Origin of the sequence: Vibrio sp. B172a (assembly GCF_030248355.1) — a bacterium.
Taxonomy (GTDB): Bacteria; Pseudomonadota; Gammaproteobacteria; order Enterobacterales; family Vibrionaceae; genus Vibrio; species Vibrio owensii.
This window is the reverse complement of record NZ_JAHGAC010000001.1, coordinates 347,465-367,658: the sequence shown is the minus strand read 5'-3', so window position 1 is coordinate 367,658 and position 20,194 is coordinate 347,465. Positions and strand designations below refer to the sequence as shown.

Sequence of the window (20,194 nt, the reverse complement as noted above, 5' to 3'; positions counted from 1 at the left end):
GATTACCCCTGTGTAATGAATTCTGGTGAAAGCAGTGCGTTCATAACGAGATTCTTGATCTCTTTACGCCATTTAGATTGGCGACTTGGGCACTGAGCGAGGTAATCGAGATAGCATTGACGTGCTTGCTCACTCATTTGGTACGCAAACAAATGCTCGTTGAGGTAATCCACAACGCCTTCGTCATCAAAAGCAAGGTAACGGGTGAATAGCGCTTCATCCATGTACCAATCTTTGGCTTCTTCTTCAAATCGAGCGATTAACTCGCGAAATTGAATGCCGTATTGATAGATGTCGTGCCATTGATAAACATTGAACTCGGGTGCAACAAGACCATTAAAATCAGGGTGGTTGGGCGCATCATCCGGTTGGTAGTAATAGAACACAGAAGGGGCAGACAGAGGCAGCGTTCGGTTATACCAGTTGAACTGCTTAGGCCACATCATCACACCGTCACGTCGCTTCACTTGTAGCGCGCGCATCGCATGCGTAAATACAGACAGTGGGTCACGCAGTTTACCTACTGTGTTACCAGAACGCAGAGCGTCTTTGTCGGTTAAAATCGCGATCACTAGCGTTTGCATATCGCCATCGGAGCGCTTGAATGCGCGGCGCACACGGCGAACGTAGCCCGCTCTAGGGTTGCTGGTTACAAGCTTATTGATGAAGAACTTGGTGACAAAGGTGTAAAGCGTGTTTTGGTTCATCAAGAGTTCAATCACGGCTTCGAGTTCATCTACCGCGCTTACGCCGGCAGGGAATTTCTTACCAAGAATGCGTTTTTCACCCATGTCGTGTTCGCCACGCGGTTCCATCGGCTGGCTGTATTTGTCGTTACCGCGAATGTCGATGAATTTCCAACCTGTAAAGACACGAGCCAGTTCTTCTATGTCTTCTTGGGTGTATGATGCAACTTCGTTACCTTCGGCATCCAAACGTACTTCACCGTTATTACGCAGTTTGACTGGGCCAAGCGTGAACAGCTGTAACAGCTCTCGTGCGTAGTTTTCATCTGGGGCAGTGAGCTCATTAGAAACGTTGTTTACGAAGGTCAGATATTCACCCATGATTGGTGAGGTCGACACAAAACGAATCACATCTCGGAAGTTAGCAAAAGCGTTGTCGAGCAACCCATCAAAGTATTGGCACATGTAGCGACGCTTAGAGGAGGCACTGAACGCTGGATCTTTCACGCTCACCACAAACAGTTGAGAGAGGGTATATGCGATGCGTTGGCGCAGAATGTCTTGCCCTTCTACCGTCATGCGCGTCCAACTGCTGGCGTAATACAAGCCTTGCCCTAAGTCGGGTACGTTAAGCTCATCTTGCTCAAAGTGCGTCAGCCAAGAAGAAGAGGGAATAAGTGTTTGTTGAGCAACCCAGTTTTCAATGCTTCCTGATTGAACAAGGTCATTAATGTCACGCTGGGAACCCCCGAACGTGCATTGTTGCAGCGTTCTTGCTGCGTCTATGTAAGCCTGATTCATTTTATCTCCCGTAGGTATTCTTATCTTTGTCAGGTAAGGCGTCTCTTTTCATGTCCATATTTAAAAACACGCTGTATCTTTAAAATCGTAATCCAGATTTTTGATATCAAGAATGTAATACCCACAGGTTTAATGTGACTTTGCTGCCTAATCTAAAAATTATTCGTCTGAGCTTTAAATGAAAGGCGAGTTATTCAACAAAAAGCGCATTTGTTGCACAGGCTGATCGGCAGAACGGTGACGGAAACGAACTATTTGGCAAACCATCATCAAGTTGTCTTGATTAGTTCACATCCGACTCCCAGACTGTTTCTATAGTTTTTATAAGATATGAAAGACCCTGCGTATGAGAAGCGCAGCTGTAACGCGACTAGGCATAAAAACAAAAAACGCTAGGGATACAAGCGAATTTGTAATCTCAACATTTAAGGAAGACCAAGATGAAACCGGAAAAAGTAGCAGTAGTCACTGGTGCGGCTCGTGGTATTGGCCAAGCGATTTGTGAGCAATTACTGGAGGATGGATTCCACGTTGTCGGGCTAGACATATCGCCCGTGGAATGGAGCCAGTCGGCGCAGCTAAGCAGTTATCAAGTCAACTTGTGTGATGCCGCAGCCGTCAGCGAAGTGGTAGAAAGTATCGTAGCGCAGCATGGAAGAATCGATGCGCTGGTTAACAACGCGGGCATCACTCGCGATGCACTGTTGCCAGAGATGTTAGAGCACGATTGGGACAGCGTTATCGACGTGAACCTAAAAGCGGTGTTCTTACTCACCCAGCGCGTTGCCCCTGTCATGCTAGAGCAAGGCGCAGGCAGTATTGTCAGTATTTCTTCTATCGTGGGGACGGATGGCAACATAGGCCAGAGCAACTACGGAGCAAGTAAAGGCGGTGTTATTTCAATGAGCAAAGGCTGGGCGAAAGAGCTATCAAGAAAAGGCGCACAAATCCGCGTCAATTGCGTTGCACCAGGCTTTATCGCCACCGATATGACCAAGAACCTGCCAGAAAAAGTGATTCAAATGATGGAAGGCAAAACCCCATTAGGCCGAATGGGCTCAGTGCAAGACATCGCCAATGGCGTCTCCTTCCTCACCTCCGACAAGAGCGCCTACATCACAGGCCAAGTGCTCAAGATTGACGGTGGGTTAGTGCTTTAACCTTCAATACGTAGCCTCAAATAACAAATGCCCTTTAGTTATGTGAAGGGCGTTTTTGTTTGGGAGGAGTTAATTGAGTTGTTCGTTAACAGTTGCCCCATTGTTAGTTTCGCCAAAAAGCCCACGTTCTCGGTCGGGTGGGTTTTGACCAAATATAACTAATCTAACATCTAAAGCTCATAAAGTACGCAAAATGGCTGTCAGATTGCCGTACTTACCTCGAATTAATTTGCTGACTTGTACCCTGTAAATCGCTCTGAAAGGGCCACAAAATTTCAAAGTATTATGGTGATATATAACCTTAAACAAGTGTCCCAAATATCAACTTAGAGCGTTTTAGACGGTTTGAGGGTTATATTTGATCGTAAACTCGCACAGTTGTCATGTTAGGAATAATGAATACCTCACTAAATTGACCGGGTATTGATTACTATTGGTATTATTTATTGTCAATTTTATGTTAACTTACTAAATTAACTAATTAATTAAAAAATGGCTTTATGTTTCTATCAAATAAAAAAAGATTAATAACGTTATCTGTTGCGTTGATGTTGGCCGGTTGTGGAACTGATGATACAAGTGCTAATTCGAAAGATGATACAAGTGCTCATGCAAAGCCTTTAGCATTTAACCTAACTACAATCACAGCATCAAGCAGTGATAAGGCAACAACTTTTACATGGGAGGCTTCTGATAACGCTACCGAATATTCACTGTGTAGAAAAGATCTATCAAAGCCAAAATCATGTGATGTGCTTGAAATAACTACGACGACGAGTGCCATCGTTAATGGTATTGGTGTTATCAAACACTTAACATCGGAATATTTTGTCATTGCAAAGAATTCTTTTGGAGAAATCGCATCCAATGAAAGGTTTCTGGGGCCTCAAGAGTTAACGCCTCTCATTCAACACATAGATGCCTCTAACACTGTCAAAGATGACGATTTTGGTATTTCCATCGCTTTGTCATCAGATGGTAATACGCTAGCTGTGGGGGCGACTGGCGAGGATTCAAATGGTACAGGGGTGAACTCTGAGGCTCAAGCAAATAATGATGCTAGCCACTCTGGAGCGGTTTATATCTTCCGCTACAGTGATTATAAATGGACTCAGGAAGCTTACCTAAAGGCCTCCAATGCTGGTGAAGGTGACGCTTTTGGTGGTGCCATTTCCTTATCATCAGATGGCAATACGCTGGCTGTAGGGGCGCATGGTGAGGATTCAAATGGTCTTGGGGTAAACTCTGGAGAGCAAGCAGACAACTATGGCGAGGACTCTGGAGCGGTTTATATCTTCCGTTACAATGATTCTGAATGGACTCAGGAAGCTTATATAAAGTCCTCTCATGCTAGTTTAGGTCACTGGTTTGGTGGTGACATTTCCTTGTCAGCAGATGGCAATACGCTAGCTGTTGGGGCGAGTCGCGAGAGTTCAGATGGTGTGGGAATCAACTCTGAAGTGGTATGGGATATAGGTGCTCGTGATTCTGGTGCGGTTTATCTATTTCGTTACAGTGATTCTTCATGGACTCAGGAAGCCTACATAAAGGCCTCCAACACGGGTGAACATGACTTTTTTGGTGGTTCCGTCGCTTTATCATCAGATGGTAATACTCTAGCTGTAGGTGCATCTGGCGAAAGTTCAGATGGTACGGGTGTAAATTCTGGAGCTCAAGAAAACGACAATGCTCTCAAGTCTGGAGCAGTTTATCTCTTCCGTTACAGTGATTCTAAATGGACTCAGGAAGCTTACTTAAAGGCCTCCAATGCTGGTGTAGGGGACCATTTTGGTGGTTCCGTCGCCTTATCATCTGATGGAAATACGTTAGCAGCGGGGGCATCTGGCGAGAGTTCAGATGGTTCGGGGGTCTACGTTGAGGCTCTATCAAACAATAATGCTCGCTACACTGGTGCGCTTTATATCTTTCGTTTCAGTGATTCTATATGGACTCAGGAAGCCTACATAAAGGCATCTAACACTGATGTCGGTCGCTATTTTGGTTCGAACATCGCCTTATCCTCAGATGGCAAGGCATTGGCTGTGGGAGTGCCTTACGAGAATTCAGGTGGTGTGGGGGTAAATTCTGAGGATCAAGAAAACAATGATTTTCGCGCGTCTGGAGCTGCCTATCTCTTTCGTTACAGTGATTCTAAATGGACTCAGGAAGCCTACCTAAAGGCCTCTAACACTCATGAATTTAACTATTTTGGTGGTGCCGTCGCCTTGTCGTCAGATGGTAAGGCATTGGCTGTGGGGGCGCCGCATTATTGGAGTGCGGATAATTCAGATGGTCAGGGGGACGACTCTAGACCAGTTTATTTTTATTAAACTGAAGTTACTCCTAAATGCTATCCATTAAGTATCACACTTAATCTCTGAATTCGGGCTTTCATTCAAGTCATCATTTAGTGTAATAGCAATTATTGCGTATTTAAACAAATCAAAATTTCTGCTAGTGCGATTTTATTTATCGCACTAGCACGTCACAACAAATTGTCATACCTACACTCATTCATGACTTGCTAATTAAGCAAACTCGATTTCTAATAATTGTCCAAAATCGAGCTTTACTAAGCCTGAACAATTTGAATAAAAAACGCCCTTCATATCTCCATGAAGGGCGTTTTTCTTTTGTTCAAATTACCTAAGTAGAACACCTTTCACGTACGTAAGTGGTTTGAACTAAGGTATCCAAAACAACTTCGTTTTTGGTGAGTTTGAAGTTCAGCGGTTGTTCTAAGTCGCCAAATAGGGGGGCGCCGCCGCCAAGTAGGATAGGGAAGCGCGTGATCACCATTTCATCGATAAGATCTTCTTTCAGGAAGTTCTGAATCGTTACACCGCCGTCGATGTAAAGGTCGTTAAAGCCTTTTGCGTTTAGCTCCGCAAGCACATCTTTTAGCTCTCCTTTTACTAGAAAGACTTTGTCTTCGTAGCCTTGTGGCACTTCTGTCATGGTATTGCTGAGTACAAACACAGGTTTGCTGTAAGGCCAATCGCAATCAAAGCCCAGCACGACATCTAGGGTGTTGCGTCCCATTACCAAGCCATCAATACGCTCCATCAGTGAGAAGAAGCCAGTATCAATGTTGTCTGGATTTGGTACTGAATGTAGCCAGTCAAGTTTGCCCTGCTTATCTGCGATGTAACCGTCCAGACTGGTTGCAATAAATACGATATTTGCCATGAGTACCTCATCAAAATGGTGATGCTTGAGCCAAGCTAAAGTATGGTTTAAAATTAATTCTACAATGTAGAATAATTCTGAGTTTATCGAGAAGATCAAATGTCTGTCAACGAAAAGAAGCGCGGGAGACCAGCCGCCAAGCAGTCGCAGTTAAGCGCAGAAAACATCCTAGATACAGCTAAGTCATTGATGAAAAAGGATGGCAAGGTACCAAGTATTCGCTCGTTAGCGACGCAACTAAATGTGGATCCTATGGCGATCTATCACTACTTCAAAAACAAGAATGCGTTGCTTGAAGCGCTAACCACATCGCTAGTGGAAGAAATTTATCAACCGAAAGTGAATGAAGATTGGCAAGGTGAACTCAAAAGCTTATGTGTTAGCTACATTGAACTGCTGCGTGAGTACAACGGGTTACTACAAACCATGTTGAGTATGACATCTCATGGCCCTGCTCAAGTGTTTACCGAGCGTTATCAAATCATTGTTCAGCCTTTGGCATTGTCTCCGCAAGTGGAGAAAGACAGTTTGGATCTATTGGCAGATTATCTACATGGGTTCGCGTTCTCGATCAGTTGTTGCCACGATGCGAGCTTGATTAAGACGGAGATGATGGATGGGCCGTTGAATCTGATCTGTTCTTCGTTATTGGCATCTCGAACCTAGTTCACATTAACGTGTACTTTTTACTTATAGCGTGAAAGAAATTCCCATAACCAAAGGTTCTAACTAAAAGAGATTGCAGGACTTTTATTTGGCGAATTCGACCTAATATCTTGAGTATGCCCAATCGCAGTTGGCGAAGTGGTGATTTTAATAATGCTTGCTGGCGCGCAAAAGCCGTCAGTTTGAAGATGCATTCAAACACAATAAGGGATAACAATGACTAACGAATACATTCCACCAAAAGTTTGGACAAACGATAATGAAAACGGCGGTCAGTGGGCGAGCATCAACCGTCCGGATTCTGGCGCACGTCATGAGCAAGAGCTTCCAATTGGTGAGCACCCATTCCAACTTTACTCAATGGGTACACCAAATGGTCAAAAAGTGACGATCATGTTTGAAGAGCTTTTGGCGGCAGGCGTAACAGCAGCAGAATACGATGCATACCTAATTAAGATTGGTGATGGCGACCAGTTTGGTTCTGGCTTTGTGTCCGTTAACCCGAACTCGAAGATTCCTGCGTTGGTAGACCGTTCAGGTGCTGAGCCAGTGAACGTGTTCGAATCTGGCAACATCTTGTTTTACCTAGCAGAGAAGTTTGGTCGCTTCCTACCAAAAGAAGGCGCGAAGCGTGCTGAGGTAATGAACTGGTTGTTCTGGCTTCAAGGTTCTGCGCCATACCTAGGCGGTGGTTTTGGTCACTTTTACGCGTACGCACCAGAGAAGTTCGAATATCCAATCAACCGCTTCACGATGGAAACAAAACGTCAGCTAGACGTACTCGACAAGCGTCTTGCAAACAATGAATTCCTAGGTGGCGATGAGTACAGCATTGCTGATATCGCAACTTGGCCTTGGTACGGCAACCTTGTATTGGGTCGTGCTTACGATGCGGCTGAATTCTTAGACGTAGCAAGCTACAAAAACGTTGTGCGTTGGGCGAAAGCGATTGATGAGCGTGAAGCGGTAAAACGTGGTCGCATTGTTAACCGCGCATGGGGTGAAGAGTGGGAGCAAGTGGCAGAGCGTCACAGCGCAGCAGACATTGATGCGGCTCTGGCGAAGAAGCCTGAATAATTGCCCTTTCTGAATCAGTAAAAAGGAATGCCTCGGCATTCCTTTTTTGTTGTACTAAAGCTCAGCTTTCTCAAGTAAGAAGTCAATGAGCACGCGGACACGCTTCGCCTTCTGAGTATTCTTGTGAAAGTAAACATACAAACCCGAGTAGGGCTGCCAGTATTCTTCAAGCACAGGCACGATTTCACCTTTCTTAAAGCCTTCTTCGACCATTGGCGTCACGATACGCCCGATCCCCAAGCCGTTGTGCGCCGCGTCTATCATCACATCTGTATCATTCACAATGAGGGCAGTTGGCATGTTGACGGTAATGGTCTCGCCTTGGTTGTTTAGATTCAGTGGAGCGACTTGGTTCGACGAAATAAATCGGTACTGAATCAGTTTGTGTTGCTTCAAGTCATCGGGTGTTTTGGGTAAGCCATATTGCTCAACATAGCCCGGTGAGGCGAATAACGCTTCTTTCACTGGGAGTGTTAGCTGGCGTGCAATCATGCCTTCTTCTACTCGGTCACCAAAGCGGATGCCCATATCAAAGCCGTCACGAATGATGTCGATGGCTTTGTCAGAAACAGAAATCTCCAATTGAATGCTTGGATAACGTTGGCAGAACTCAATATAGATGGGTTTGAGTAGCGATTGATACACGAATCGAGGAACGGTAATACGGACTTTGCCCGAAGGGACTCGACTCAAATCGCTGACGCTTTCGACGGCAAGGTTTAACTCTGACATCGACGCTAATGTGCGTTCATAGAGCAACTGCCCCGCTTCTGTTAACTCAATGCGGCGAGTGGTACGCGTAAACAGGGGCAAGCCGAGTTGCTCTTCTAGCATCTTTAGTGCTTGGCTCACCGAGGGTGGGGCGATCTCTAATTTACGTGCTGCGGCGGTGATGCTGCCTTCTTGCGCAATGGTATGGAACATCATTAGTTGGTTGTAGGTCGTGCCGTTCATGCCTTTTCCCGAGTGATGTGTTTATCTTTAGTTTCTACCTAATAATGATTTAAGTAAAGAGCGTCTAAAACTAAAGGTCACTTCGGCGTATTCTCTACTCATCGGTTAACGCTTCGAAACAGAGGAATCACGATGAGCAAAGTACTGGTAATTTCAGGCCACCCAAACCTAGATGAGTCATACACAAACACCGTTATCATAGACGAGCTAAAAGCGGGACTGAATGATGTTGAAGTTCGCCGCCTAGATACTCTGTACCCGAACTATCAAATTGATGTTGAAGCAGAGCAAGCGGCGCTCGTGAGTGCGGATGTGGTTGTGCTTCAATTTCCATTCTACTGGTACTCGTCGCCAGCCTTACTGAAAAAGTGGGTAGATGATGTATTCAATTTCAACTTCGCTTACGGCCCAGAAGGCGACAAGTTAAAAGGCAAAGATTTCATTCTTTCCTTTACGGTAGGTGGCCCTGAAGAGTCTTACGACCCACTTGGCTACAACCACTTTACTGTTGAGCAGTTTGTTTACCCATTCCAACAAACCGCTTACTTGGCCGGCATGAACTACCGCAAGCCAATTTATACGCACCGCATGGTTTACATTCCAAATGTGTACAACAAATTGGAAGAGGTGCAAGCACGAGCAAAAGATCATGCGAGCCGTTTGTTGGCGCAGATTGAGGAGAGCACGGCTTCACCAGAAAGTCGTATGCAGAAGTTTGTTGAAGAGTGGTTTGCCAAGTTCGATGTACTGGAAGAAGACACTGAGTTCTTTACCGATAAGCTAGCACAAGATGTGAAATGGTCGATGCCAGAGGGTGAATTCTTAGGGCATGACGGTTTCCGAGATTGGTATGCGATTGCTCGTGCGACCTTCAAACCAAACTGTGATCACGACGTTCAGCAGATCGAAGTGAAGCCAATTGGTGATCGTTTCCAAGTGGAACTGCGTATTCGATTAACAGCAGACAGTTATGAAGATTCGATGATGAAAGGTGAAGCCGTTAACTTAACCGTTAACGAGACGTGGCAAGTTTCGATTGAGGAAGCAGGCCCCATAACCATTCATGAATACAACGTTGTTCCAGTGGTGAGTTAGCTACCCTTGACCGATAACTCATTGCTTTATTTGCCCCAAGCCTTTGTGCTTGGGGCTTTTTTATGTGTAAGAACTTAACTTACTGACTCACCAATACAGGCAATGACGCGGATAAAAAAACGAGCGCCAAATGGACGCTCGTTTCTCATCTTGATGCTCTACAGCTTTTACTAAGCGACAGATTGTTTCTGTGCGGTGTTTTGATAAGCAGGCAATTCTGATCTCAAACCTTTGATCAAACTGACACACATCAGCAATAGAACAAAGGTGAATGGCAAGCCTGTTGCCACGACGCCGGATTGAAGCGCTTGCAGTGCTTCTTTACCACCGATCCAAAGCATGACCGCGGCGATAGAGCCTTCAATACACGCCCAGAAAATACGTTGTGGTACAGGCGCATCAATTTTACCGCCAGCCGTGATGCTATCGATAACCAATGAACCTGAGTCTGATGAAGTGATAAAGAACACCAAAATTAGAACGATAGACAGAACTGAAATCACAGAGCTAAACGGCATTGCATCGTAAACGTGGAACAGCGTTAGCGAGATATCTGTCAGGCCGTTCGCACCCAGTTCGCCCACTTTATTGACGACTTGATCAAGTGCGATACCGCCAAATACAGCCATCCAAATCAGTGTCACTGTGGTTGGAATAACGATAACGGCAAATAGGAATTCACGAACGGTACGACCTTTTGATACACGTGCGATAAACATACCAACAAATGGTGACCAAGATACCCACCATGCCCAGTAGAACACAGTCCAGCCGTGCATCCATTCCGTATCATCACGACCATGTGGGTTACTTAGCGCGAAGATGTCTTTTGCGTAAGCGACGGTCGTATCCCAGATAGAGGTTGTCGCTACATCAAAGCTAATGAACAACACGAAAGCAAGTAGGGCAAATGCCACTGCCATGTTGATGTTACTTAATAGCTTAACGCCGCCGTCGATGCCTCGAACAACAGAAAGAACCGCAATAAAGGTCACGAACGCGATTACGATCATTTGCATGCCAATGCCGCCATCCAAACCAAATACATGGTTGATGCCACTGGTGGCTTGTTGTGCACCCAAGCCAAGCGAAGTTGCTAGGCCAAACAGGGTTGAAAGTACCGCAAGAATGTCGATGACGTGACCTAACCAGCCCCAAGCTCTATCACCAAATAGTGGGTAGAACGCAGAGCGCAAAGAAAGTGGTAAGCCTTTATTGAAGGCAAAGAAAGCCAGTGAAAGTGCAACGATGGCGTAAATCGCCCAACCGTGAATGCCCCAGTGGAACATGGTTGCACCCATAGCGAGTGATTTTGCTTCCTCGGTGTAAGGTTCTACGTTCAGTGGTGTGCCATACCAATCAGTAAAGTAAGCCGTTGGTTCCGAAACACTCCAAAATAGCAGACCGATACCCATACCCGCAGCGAACAGCATAGATAACCAAGAGGCTGTTGAGTGTTCTGCTTGCGCGTCTTTACCACCAATGCGGATTTTACCCAGCGGTGAAAGTAAGACAGCGATAGCAAATACGATGAAGAAGTTAGTAGACCACATGAAGAACACATCGAAGTCAGAAATGATGCTGTTCTTAACGCCGTTTAAGGCATCACGGGCTGTTGAAGGATCAACAATTAAAAGAGAAGCAAGACAGAGAAGAACAAGACCAGCACTAATCCCAAATACTGGATTGTGGATATCAAATCCCCATTTTTGAACGTTATCTTGACCAACCTGATAGTCGGTAGTGTCGATACTATATTTTTTTAGTGCATTATCCATAAATACAACATGTACGCTTTTTTAAATGTGTCTTTCCTGAACAAGAAAAACACTAAAACCGCCCTCCGATTGTTTTGAGTTCTAATTAAAAAATGCGACGTGATCATAATGTTTTGTGTAAAACATTGCAAATCGATAGAGTTTTAAGGCTTTTAAACTGGTTGTAAGTCAGGTTTTTAGTGAAAAATACAATGAGGTGTAATGTTTTGATGTGTAAATATTCGTTTGGTGTTAGCGAAGATTGTTTGACCAAAAGTGGCAGCGTGACGCGCGACTGAAGTTTAGTAAGGCTCCAAAGAACGCAAGCGCTGAACTAGGGCTAATCAAAAATCATGATTTCAAGGGATTGGTTAACGAATAAGCACAAATTCCAACGAACTTCGCATTCTTTTCGACAAATATCGAGTAAACGTAACCAATCGTAACAGAGGTGCTGTAACTGAACAGCGTTTCCATATACTCGACTTAGTTTGTAAGTTGTAAGCCACAGAATGCTGCTATGAGAAAAAACACTTTATTCAATGCTACGTTAGCGATCACCTTGACTGCTGTTTCTGCGTTTAGTTTTGCTGCTCCTACCGTTGTTCCAAATGCCCCAGAGCTGAGCTCTCGTGGCTACGTATTAATGGATTACCACACTGGCACCGTGCTAGTGGAACGTGATGCCGACAAACGCCTAAACCCGGCAAGTTTGACTAAGCTGATGACCGCTTATGTTGCGGGTCAAGAGGTCAAGTCTGGCAACATTAGCCTAGACGATGAAGTGGTGATCAGCCGCAACGCGTGGGCGAAAAACTTCCCTGATTCTTCCAAGATGTTTATCGAAGTCGGCACGTCGGTTTCACTGTCGGATCTTTACCGTGGATTGATTGTTCAATCGGGTAACGACGCCAGTGTTGCTATCGCAGAACACGTTGCAGGTAGTGAAGCGGGCTTTGTTGGTTTGATGAACAGCTGGGCGAACCAACTTGGTCTATCAAACTCTGCATTTACCAACCCACATGGTTTGGATAGCGATGGTCTGTATTCAACGCCGCGTGACATTGCAACGCTAGGCCGTGCGATTATCCGTGATCTTCCAGATATCTATCCGTTGTACAGCGAGACTTCGTTTACCTACAACGGCATCACTCAATACAACCGTAACGGCTTGCTACGTGACCGAAGCATGAGCGTTGACGGCATGAAGACGGGTTACACCAGCGGCGCGGGTTACAGTCTCGCGACCTCGGCAACCAACGGTGACATGCGTTTAGTTGCGGTTGTGATGGGTGCGAAAAGCCCTAGCGTGCGTGAATCAGAGAGCAAACAGCTTCTGAGCTACGGTTTCCGTTTCTTCGATACCGTTGTTCCAACGCAAGCAGGTAAAGAAGTGGCAACGGCACGCGTTTGGATGGGTAACCAAGACGAGCTAAAAGTCGGTGTTGATCGTGATATTTACCTAACGTTGCCAAAAGGTGATGTGAACAAGCTGGAAGCCGAAGTGGAATACAATGGCGACCTAATGGCTCCAATTCAGCAAGACCAAGTTGTCGGCAAAGTGTTGTACAAAGTCGATGGCGACGTAGTCAAAGAAGCGGAATTGGTTGCGCTTGAACCAGTTGAAGAAGGCGGCATCTTTAAGCGCCTAATGGATTGGTTCAAACGCTTGGTTACGAGCTGGTTCTAACTTCTCTTAATCCTATTCTATTTAAGCCGCATTTGAGTTTCAGGTGCGGCTTTTTCATTTTCCTCTCAAGCTCAGCCCTTTCTCTTCCTGACTCCACAGAAGAACATACACAAATGGCAATAAAACTTGCCATTAGAGCATTTGCCTAACCATGGGCTTAAACGTGACATTCATATAAATATCGATTCTTATGCATGCTTGGGAATGCATTTGATTAATGCTATGGTTTTCTTATAAATCAGATGCTTCTAAAAAGAAAAATCTAAATACAATCGAGATGGAACGTAATACCTCGTGAGAAAAAGCTATGTTGTCACCTTGTTAGCGGCGCTGCTTTGGGTAGTGGTCGCTTTCGCTTTGCACGATTACTGGCGTAAGGATTCGCCAAGTGAACATATCAAACAAACTGTCAGTCAAGATCCTCAAATTTTGCTTGCTAAAACAGCTCAAGGACAAGCGCTACTCGATGTGAGTTCGCTTATTTACAGTGATCCTGAAAGTGCGCAACAAGCGTTGGAAGCGGTCGGGAATGCCTTTTCGTCTGAGCTCGAAACCTCCTATGCCTTGTATCAGCAATATCGATTGGCTCGTGTGAATGATGAGCCTCTATTGGCGGCCGACTACCTTCAACAACTTCAAGCCATTGCCCGAGAGAGCGATCAACCATGGCTTGATGCCGTGTTGCTAGCAGACAGTGCGAAAGAGCACACCTTGCACGGCCGAAATGATGTTGGCTTGAGCGAAATAAAACTCGCTATCGAAATAGCGGAGAAAGAGCACCTCAACTCGCTTTTGCCCAAGTTTTATAACGTCGCAGGCGCGTTGAGTAATGCGACAAACCAGCTGGTGGATGCCCAACGTTACTTCCTTGATGGCATTGATATCGCTGAACAAGTTGGGCAAGAGGCTTACAAAGGTACGATTTACAATAACCTTGGTCTGCTTTATCTGCACATCGAAAGCTGGGATAGAGCATTAGAGTTCATTCAAAAAGCGCAGCAAATTTACCTCAAGCGCCATGCCAAAGGGCACAAAGCCAGAGGATTGCAGATTATGTATCTCAATGAGGCGCATATCTACAATCGACAAGGTAAAGCCGAATTGGCTCGCACGGCTTATGAGAAGTCGCAAGAGTTCTACAAACCTACGTCAACCAATCTGCGTCATCATCTTATTCAGTTGAAAGGCAAAGCAGATATGTTGCTGCTGGAAGAGCAATACCCGAAAGCGTTGGAGACGACTCAACAATGTGTGATGTTGCCTTCAGCGGCGGATTATCCCATTGAATATGGCCAGTGCTATTTGATTATGTCCAAATGCCAACTGGCGATGGGAGATTTAGACAAAGCCATGCAGAGTGCGGCTTTGAGCGCTGCGGCTTTTCGCTCAATCGAGCATCAACGCTGGTTGATTCGAGTAGAAGAACAAAAGGCGAAGATATTTGAACAACTGGGTGAATACGAACAAGCGCTGAGTTCGTTTAAACACTTTTCCGTCGACAGCAAAAAGCAGTTGTTGGGAAAAGTGTATGACTTAGAACAGGCATTTGCGACGGAGCATATCCAACGAGAAAGAGATTTGTTGGAAGTCGAAAAGCGCTTGGCAGAATCCGAGTTGGACCAAGAGAAACTGCGCTTTCAGATTGCGATTATCTGGATTGCGATTTCAGCAGTGGTACTGGCGCTGACGGTGACGAAAGTGCTAGCCACGCAGCGCAAAAACCAAGAATTAGAGCAGCTCTCGTTGCTTGATCCTTTGACTCAATTGCACAACCGACGCTATTACTACGCGCAGATTGATCATCCTGAGCACCTAGATGCCAAAGCGGAATACCGAGTGGTGTTGTTTGATATCGACAACTTTAAACAAGTAAACGATGTGTATGGACACGAAACGGGAGATCGAATTCTAGAAGGTTTTGCTGAACGTTTAAGAGTTCATGTTCAATCTCAAGAGTTACTGATTCGGTGGGGTGGTGAAGAGTTCTTAATGTTGTTGAAAACCACAGAGGATCTGGCCAAGCGTCTTGAGGAAATGCGCCAACACATTGGTGATGTTTCGTTTGAGACAGAAGAAGCGAGTTTGAATGTCACTACGTCTATTGGTGTCAGTCACGGCGGGTTAATCGAAACCTTCACCTACAACGATGAATACTTCCGCCGAGCAGATAAAAGTCTCTACGAGGCAAAACGTAATGGCAAGGATCAGGTCGTATTTCCAGAACCAAAGGCGGCTCAGTAGCTTTAAGAATTGCGCTGAAAATAGATAAATTACAAAGAACGAAACGGCAGATTGATATGGTCAATCTGCCGTTTTTATTTTGTGTTTCATGTTTTGGAGTCGGTGGTCGCCTACTCAATGTAGAGCACTCTTCAAGAGAACCATTCAGAACAAAAAACGGAGTTACGCGTGCGCAAGATTCTATCTTTGACTTTGGCTATGTCACTTACTGGCTGTGTGATGCCGCAGCATCAATCAATGGAAACAGGGCAGTGTGTGGGTGTGATGTCATCGCAAGACGCTTATGGCTACCTCAACCCAAATCACTACACCATGCAAGTGCTGGCCTTAAAGAAAGAAAAGGATGTTAAAGAGTACATTCGCTACATCGACCCTAAACATCCGGTGTGGGTAAACTGGAAAAACAGCCGTGGCACACGTTGGTACACAGTGACGGTTGGGGATTTCAAAACCAAGCAAGACGCCTACAACGCACTGTCTTCATTACCAAGTCGAGTTAAGCAATCTTCCCCGTTCGTCTTAACGTTTGCTGAGATGCAGCGCAAACAAGAGACCAGCGTTGTGCGTATGCGTTAGTGCTGTTCTTGTCATTCCAATAAGCGCTTTATCGTTACACATCGAGCCTTTGCCATCGGTTGGAAAGGCTCAACCCAACCATCAATCGCCAATCTTCCTCAATGTACGCGCAAGATCACGCTTCTAACGCGCTTTTGACTTTACTTGTTATCGGGTATTTTCTAGTCTTCGCATCCCACTTTTTCTGTCGGAGTCACCATGAAGCAAGAAATGTACACCACCTACGCAAAGCAATACGATTTAGCCGCGCAAGATAACCTGTACAATGCGCATTTTGAGCGTCCAAACACCCTTGAACTAGTCGGTGATGTGGCAGGTAAAAAGGTGCTGGATTTAGGTTGTGGTTCTGGTATTTACGCGCAGCTTCTTCTTGAGTTGGGCGCAAGCTCAGTAACCTGCATCGACGCTGCTCAAGAGATGATAGATATCGTAAAAGAAAAGCTTGGTAGCTCGGTCACCGCTTATGCACAAAACTTGGCGCTCGGTTTACCAGAAGAGGCAGACGGACGGTACGACTTGGTCATTTGCCCGCTTATGGTTCATTACATTGAAGATCTTCGTCCCTTGTTTAACGATATTCAGCGCGTACTAAAAGCCGGTGGTCAGTTTGTCTTTTCAACCCATCATCCATTTGCCGATTTCGAATGTTCGGCTTCGGGCAATTACTACGATAAAGAGCTGGTTGAAGATATGTGGAATACGGTAGGAGAACCAGTTCCTGTGGCATTCTACCGCCGCTCATTGCAAGACATCACCGATGCGATTACGGGTAGTAACATGGCGATGCTGGCGATTTCAGAAGGTAAGGTGAATGAAAAGATTCGTGAAATCTCTCAGGAGCATTACCAACGTTTGGCGACGTTCCCGAACTTCATCTTCATTAAATGTGTGGCGCTGAGCTAGCAAAATCAGTGAGTTCAGATAGAAAAAACGGAAGCGCAGAGGCTTCCGTTTTGTGATCTTAGCGTTGAACTTAAAGTGCAGCGAGAATGGTTTCCGCTTTGCTTGCTTCGAATGTCTTTGGCTCTTCAACGTTTAGTGTCGTAACCACACCATTGTCGATGATCATCGCGTAACGCTGTGAACGAATGCCACCAAAACCGCCGGTATCCATTTCTAGGCCCAGTGCTTTAGTAAAGCTTGCGTCACCATCACCCAGCATTAGTAACTCAGATGCGTTTTGTGCTTCACCCCAAGCTTGCATTACGAATGCATCGTTAACAGATACACAAGCAATCAGGTCCACGCCTTTTGCCTTTAGTTGGTCAGCCAATACGACGTAACCTGGCAGGTGCGCTTCAGAACAAGTAGGAGTAAATGCACCTGGAACCGCAAATAGAACCACTTTCTTATCTGCAAATAGCTCTGTTACTTGGTGGTTTACCATACCATCTGCAGTCAGTTCGCTTAGCGTTGCAGCAGGCAGTGCTTGACCTTGTTGAATCATGATTTTCTTCCTTTTGTGTATGCTTTATTTAGCTCACTCAGTCTAGCGCTAAAACCGCGGGCTAACCACGGAAGAAATGTAAGGTCTTAATTGGCTTCATAAAAACAAACCGCCGAAGTTGGCGGTTTGTTTATTCTCTACATCGCGTTAAGGTAAGACTTATAAGAGTGAAGTCGAACCGTTGCTGCGCCAATCACATCAATGAAGCCAAATAGGCTGTGTGGTTTATTTGCAGCAATCCATGCAGAGCCAGTGGCACCGATTGGGATGGACTTGCCCTCTGGTTCGAAAATTTCCAGAATCACTGTACGGCCGTGGCTACTGGTGTTTGCGCCTACGTGTTGACGAACGCTCTGTGGGCCTTGCAATGGCGAGACCGATGATTCTCCAGTACCCGCCGTGATGCTGTGAACACGAGCTCGGAACACTTCACCTGGATACGCATCGACGTAGAACTCAGCAAACTGACCCTGTTCAACATAGCGGTAGGTTTGGTCTGGTATGCGCATCTCCAAGAATTTACGCGACGTGTCGTAGATGTGCATGTTACCGACTCGGCTACCATCGGCTACGTTCACCACTGCAACTTGGCCGTCGAAAGGCGCACGAACGGTTTTACGGCTTTGTTCAAATTCGGTCTTTTGCAAATCGGCATGCAAAGACTTCAACGACGCTTCTGCTACGCGAAGTTGAGATTCGTAGTATTCAATGTCACGTCCTTTGAAGATCTCTGGTGACGTTTTACCGCGAATAATATCGCGCTTTAACTGAGCCACGTTTTCTTCTTGTTGAACAATGCCTGCTTTGATTTTTTCTACGTCTGCCAAAGAGGTGGTATCGACGAGCGTATAGATCACATCGCCTTTCTTCACTTCTTGGTTGTGGTCGACATAGATGTGGTCAATCTGCTCGCGAAACAGTGGAGAGAGCACCGAGTGGGGCGCTTTCACCGTCGATGAATAAGTCAAATCAACCGGAGCCCATAGACGCGAGAGGATTCCTAACACCACCAGAATGAATGCACCTCCAGAGATGATCCAAAACGCGCTTTTAAATGTCCACTTAATCGCACCCGTTGAGACCAAAATCCACATGATCAGAATGTACGGAATCATTACCTCTTTCATGGCTTATTCCTCCGTCACTTTTGCAGGTGTTTGTGGTTGCGACGACAAACGGCTATTGCGAATAATGTTGCTCAGCGAGTTGCCAATGTGCTCCCAGTTCGCGAAGGCAATGATCAGCGCCAGAACCCACCACGCTTTGTGAAGAAACAAGCCGCACAAGGAGAGGGCAAACACCAATTGGATATGAGAGCTTTTCTTTTCTTGAGCTCGGTGAACCGCAACTTCATGGATCTGCCACAGCAAATAGATGACAAAAAGGGCAAGGGCTATGGTGACAGAGAACAGATAACCACTGAAGTATTCGGAGTTGAAAATCACCATCATGGTGTCGTTGGGCGTGTTGGTGAACAAGCTCATATCAATGTCTTTTGAATTGATCGTGCCCATGGGTGCAAGCAAGTAAGCCCCACCAAGCATGAGAGCCATGAATAGTGAGAACTTTAATAGCACCATAAAAATCGCAAAGATAACGCGACCTATGGCTTTTATGACGTTCATAGTTATACCTTTTGTCGATGTGTGAGGGTAAAACGTTGAGCGTGTGATTATTGTTTTGTCTTTTGTAATCACATGCGCGGAATTGTATGAAAAAACGTCATAAGTTGAGTTATATATGATATAAGTTAAGCTCATATCAGTATGGAAATATTCGAGAACACATAATCTATGAAGCACTCAGACTACAGTCTTATCCCGACCTTCGTGGCGATTGTCGAAGAGAAGAGTTACACCAAAGCGGCGCAACGTCTGGGTGTGAGTCAATCAGCGGTCAGCCAAGCGGTAGTCAGGCTTCGTGAGGTGTTTAAGGATGCATTATTTATTCGAGAAAGCCACGGCGTGGCACCAACAGCCTTTGCCATTGATATCTATCCCACATTAGCGACGGCGGTAGAAAGCATTGCTTATATGTTGCCAGAGCACTCGCGATTTAATCCTGCCGAGTGCGATAAGCGTTTTGTGATCTCTTCACTCAGTGTGTTCAGTTTTACTTTGCTGCCAGAGCTTTCAGCCTTACTTAACGAAAAAGCACCGAAGGCAAACACGCGGATTGAGCCGCTTTTTACTATGGACTTAACCAGCTTGCTGAGGTCACAGCAGTGCGATTTGGTGATTGAAGCTCAGACCAATTTACACCCGCATCTGCGTTCACAGATTTTGATGTCCGATAAACTCACGGTTGTGTGCCGAGAGGATCACCCTCGGTTACAAGGCAATACCATCAGCGTAGAAGAGTATCTTAACGAGAAGCATGTGACCCTTTCTCAGTTTGACCAACAAAACGGATATTTGATTGGCCGTGGCATCAAGAATGAGCAGATCTTAGGGAAGCGCCAAGTGGCATGGCAGGCGGGAAGTATTATCGAGATATTGCCAGTGGTACAGCGCTGTGATTATCTTGCTTTGATGCCACAAACCTTACTGGAGCAATATAGAGATTTGTATCACCTCAGAGAGCTTGAAGCCGAGTTCATGAAAGATCCGATCGACGTGGCGATGTATTGGCACCCCTCTCGCACCAATGACCCAAGCCATCAATGGCTACGCGAGCAGTGTTTATTAGCTGCTGAGAAATTCGTAATAAATCATTCAATTTAAGCCAATTTTTGCGCTAAACCACATAGCAGACTCTTTATTAACAAACTAGACTATATGCATATCCATACACTTGATAAGGACATTTGTGTATATCGCGGGGTTTGCTTTCCGAAGTGTGAGAACCAAGTTTGT

Annotated in this window: 17 protein-coding genes; 10 read left to right on the top strand and 7 right to left on the bottom strand. The window is 45.6% G+C overall.

Annotated features, from left to right (window positions below; all coding sequences use genetic code 11):
- Positions 1 to 2: 2 nt before the first annotated feature.
- Positions 3 to 1,487, bottom strand: a complete 1,485-nt coding sequence (locus tag KIT90_RS01545) for a DUF1800 family protein (protein ID WP_285374668.1) — start codon at positions 1,485 to 1,487, stop codon at positions 3 to 5.
- A 440-nt stretch (positions 1,488 to 1,927) separates the two neighbouring features.
- On the opposite strand from KIT90_RS01545, the gene KIT90_RS01540 reads away from it, so the two are divergent.
- On the top strand, positions 1,928 to 2,647 hold the full coding sequence (locus tag KIT90_RS01540; protein ID WP_285374666.1) for a beta-ketoacyl-ACP reductase: 720 nt from the start codon (positions 1,928 to 1,930) through the stop codon (positions 2,645 to 2,647).
- Positions 2,648 to 3,147: 500 nt separating this feature from the next.
- Positions 3,148 to 4,977 (top strand): hypothetical protein, encoded by a 1,830-nt coding sequence (locus KIT90_RS01535; RefSeq protein WP_285374664.1) that lies wholly within the window; start codon positions 3,148 to 3,150, stop codon positions 4,975 to 4,977.
- Between the two features lie 316 nt (positions 4,978 to 5,293).
- Here the strand turns inward: KIT90_RS01535 and KIT90_RS01530 are convergent, their stop codons facing one another.
- Positions 5,294 to 5,836, bottom strand: a complete 543-nt coding sequence (locus KIT90_RS01530; protein ID WP_285374662.1) for a dihydrofolate reductase family protein — start codon at positions 5,834 to 5,836, stop codon at positions 5,294 to 5,296.
- 99 nt (positions 5,837 to 5,935) lie between these two features.
- On the opposite strand from KIT90_RS01530, the gene KIT90_RS01525 reads away from it, so the two are divergent.
- The gene (locus tag KIT90_RS01525; protein ID WP_285374659.1) at positions 5,936 to 6,502 is read left to right on the top strand and encodes a TetR/AcrR family transcriptional regulator; all 567 of its coding nucleotides are present in this window, start codon (positions 5,936 to 5,938) and stop codon (positions 6,500 to 6,502) included.
- Between the two features lie 216 nt (positions 6,503 to 6,718).
- Positions 6,719 to 7,579 (top strand): glutathione-dependent disulfide-bond oxidoreductase, encoded by an 861-nt coding sequence (gene yghU, locus KIT90_RS01520; RefSeq protein ID WP_285374656.1) that lies wholly within the window; start codon positions 6,719 to 6,721, stop codon positions 7,577 to 7,579.
- A gap of 54 nt (positions 7,580 to 7,633) precedes the next feature.
- On the opposite strand, the gene KIT90_RS01515 is transcribed toward yghU, so the two are convergent.
- Positions 7,634 to 8,533, bottom strand: a complete 900-nt coding sequence (locus tag KIT90_RS01515; RefSeq protein ID WP_041056762.1) for a LysR family transcriptional regulator — start codon at positions 8,531 to 8,533, stop codon at positions 7,634 to 7,636.
- 132 nt (positions 8,534 to 8,665) lie between these two features.
- Here KIT90_RS01515 and KIT90_RS01510 point away from each other — a divergent pair, with 132 nt between their 5' ends.
- On the top strand, positions 8,666 to 9,628 hold the full coding sequence (locus tag KIT90_RS01510; RefSeq protein ID WP_285374651.1) for an NAD(P)H-dependent oxidoreductase: 963 nt from the start codon (positions 8,666 to 8,668) through the stop codon (positions 9,626 to 9,628).
- 170 nt (positions 9,629 to 9,798) lie between these two features.
- On the opposite strand, the gene KIT90_RS01505 is transcribed toward KIT90_RS01510, so the two are convergent.
- The gene (locus KIT90_RS01505) at positions 9,799 to 11,406 is read right to left on the bottom strand and encodes a BCCT family transporter (protein ID WP_005439125.1); all 1,608 of its coding nucleotides are present in this window, start codon (positions 11,404 to 11,406) and stop codon (positions 9,799 to 9,801) included.
- 499 nt (positions 11,407 to 11,905) lie between these two features.
- On the opposite strand from KIT90_RS01505, the gene KIT90_RS01500 reads away from it, so the two are divergent.
- The 4 genes from KIT90_RS01500 (at position 11,906) to KIT90_RS01485 (ending at position 16,795) form a co-directional block, all read left to right on the top strand.
- Positions 11,906 to 13,075, top strand: coding sequence for a D-alanyl-D-alanine carboxypeptidase family protein (locus KIT90_RS01500; protein WP_285374649.1), 1,170 nt, complete (start codon positions 11,906 to 11,908; stop codon positions 13,073 to 13,075).
- Positions 13,076 to 13,369: 294 nt separating this feature from the next.
- A complete protein-coding gene (locus KIT90_RS01495) occupies positions 13,370 to 15,316 on the top strand; it encodes a diguanylate cyclase (RefSeq protein ID WP_285374646.1) in 1,947 nt (648 codons plus the stop codon).
- Positions 15,317 to 15,484: 168 nt separating this feature from the next.
- Positions 15,485 to 15,892: an SPOR domain-containing protein gene (locus KIT90_RS01490; protein ID WP_199455284.1), complete on the top strand. Its 408-nt coding sequence runs from the start codon at positions 15,485 to 15,487 to the stop codon at positions 15,890 to 15,892.
- A gap of 198 nt (positions 15,893 to 16,090) precedes the next feature.
- Positions 16,091 to 16,795: a class I SAM-dependent methyltransferase gene (locus tag KIT90_RS01485; RefSeq protein WP_285374642.1), complete on the top strand. Its 705-nt coding sequence runs from the start codon at positions 16,091 to 16,093 to the stop codon at positions 16,793 to 16,795.
- Between the two features lie 70 nt (positions 16,796 to 16,865).
- On the opposite strand, the gene KIT90_RS01480 is transcribed toward KIT90_RS01485, so the two are convergent.
- The 3 genes from KIT90_RS01480 to KIT90_RS01470 all read right to left on the bottom strand — a co-directional run bounded on the left by KIT90_RS01480 (position 16,866) and on the right by KIT90_RS01470 (position 18,964).
- Entirely contained in the window at positions 16,866 to 17,339 is a 474-nt protein-coding gene (locus KIT90_RS01480) for a peroxiredoxin (protein WP_045380112.1), read from the bottom strand.
- Positions 17,340 to 17,476: 137 nt separating this feature from the next.
- Entirely contained in the window at positions 17,477 to 18,466 is a 990-nt protein-coding gene (locus KIT90_RS01475) for an efflux RND transporter periplasmic adaptor subunit (RefSeq protein ID WP_038895577.1), read from the bottom strand.
- Positions 18,467 to 18,469: 3 nt separating this feature from the next.
- The gene (locus KIT90_RS01470) at positions 18,470 to 18,964 is read right to left on the bottom strand and encodes a hypothetical protein (RefSeq protein WP_009706267.1); all 495 of its coding nucleotides are present in this window, start codon (positions 18,962 to 18,964) and stop codon (positions 18,470 to 18,472) included.
- Positions 18,965 to 19,132: 168 nt separating this feature from the next.
- Between KIT90_RS01470 and KIT90_RS01465 the strand changes: the two genes are divergently transcribed.
- Entirely contained in the window at positions 19,133 to 20,062 is a 930-nt protein-coding gene (locus tag KIT90_RS01465) for a LysR family transcriptional regulator (protein WP_009706266.1), read from the top strand.
- The last annotated feature ends 132 nt before the right edge of the window (positions 20,063 to 20,194 follow it).

Excerpts from the sequence above, each read along its gene's own strand:
- KIT90_RS01545 (WP_285374668.1), bottom strand. The coding sequence starts at position 1,487 with ATGAATCAGGCTTACATAGACGCAGCAAGAACGCTGCAACAATGCACG.
- KIT90_RS01540 (WP_285374666.1), top strand. The coding sequence starts at position 1,928 with ATGAAACCGGAAAAAGTAGCAGTAGTCACTGGTGCGGCTCGTGGTATT.
- KIT90_RS01535 (WP_285374664.1), top strand. The coding sequence starts at position 3,148 with ATGTTTCTATCAAATAAAAAAAGATTAATAACGTTATCTGTTGCGTTG.
- KIT90_RS01530 (WP_285374662.1), bottom strand. The coding sequence starts at position 5,836 with ATGGCAAATATCGTATTTATTGCAACCAGTCTGGACGGTTACATCGCA.
- KIT90_RS01525 (WP_285374659.1), top strand. The coding sequence starts at position 5,936 with ATGTCTGTCAACGAAAAGAAGCGCGGGAGACCAGCCGCCAAGCAGTCG.
- yghU (WP_285374656.1), top strand. The coding sequence starts at position 6,719 with ATGACTAACGAATACATTCCACCAAAAGTTTGGACAAACGATAATGAA.
- KIT90_RS01515 (WP_041056762.1), bottom strand. The coding sequence starts at position 8,533 with ATGAACGGCACGACCTACAACCAACTAATGATGTTCCATACCATTGCG.
- KIT90_RS01510 (WP_285374651.1), top strand. The coding sequence starts at position 8,666 with ATGAGCAAAGTACTGGTAATTTCAGGCCACCCAAACCTAGATGAGTCA.
- KIT90_RS01505 (WP_005439125.1), bottom strand. The coding sequence starts at position 11,406 with ATGGATAATGCACTAAAAAAATATAGTATCGACACTACCGACTATCAG.
- KIT90_RS01500 (WP_285374649.1), top strand. The coding sequence starts at position 11,906 with ATGAGAAAAAACACTTTATTCAATGCTACGTTAGCGATCACCTTGACT.
- KIT90_RS01485 (WP_285374642.1), top strand. The coding sequence starts at position 16,091 with ATGAAGCAAGAAATGTACACCACCTACGCAAAGCAATACGATTTAGCC.
- KIT90_RS01480 (WP_045380112.1), bottom strand. The coding sequence starts at position 17,339 with ATGATTCAACAAGGTCAAGCACTGCCTGCTGCAACGCTAAGCGAACTG.
- KIT90_RS01475 (WP_038895577.1), bottom strand. The coding sequence starts at position 18,466 with ATGAAAGAGGTAATGATTCCGTACATTCTGATCATGTGGATTTTGGTC.
- KIT90_RS01470 (WP_009706267.1), bottom strand. The coding sequence starts at position 18,964 with ATGAACGTCATAAAAGCCATAGGTCGCGTTATCTTTGCGATTTTTATG.
- KIT90_RS01465 (WP_009706266.1), top strand. The coding sequence starts at position 19,133 with ATGAAGCACTCAGACTACAGTCTTATCCCGACCTTCGTGGCGATTGTC.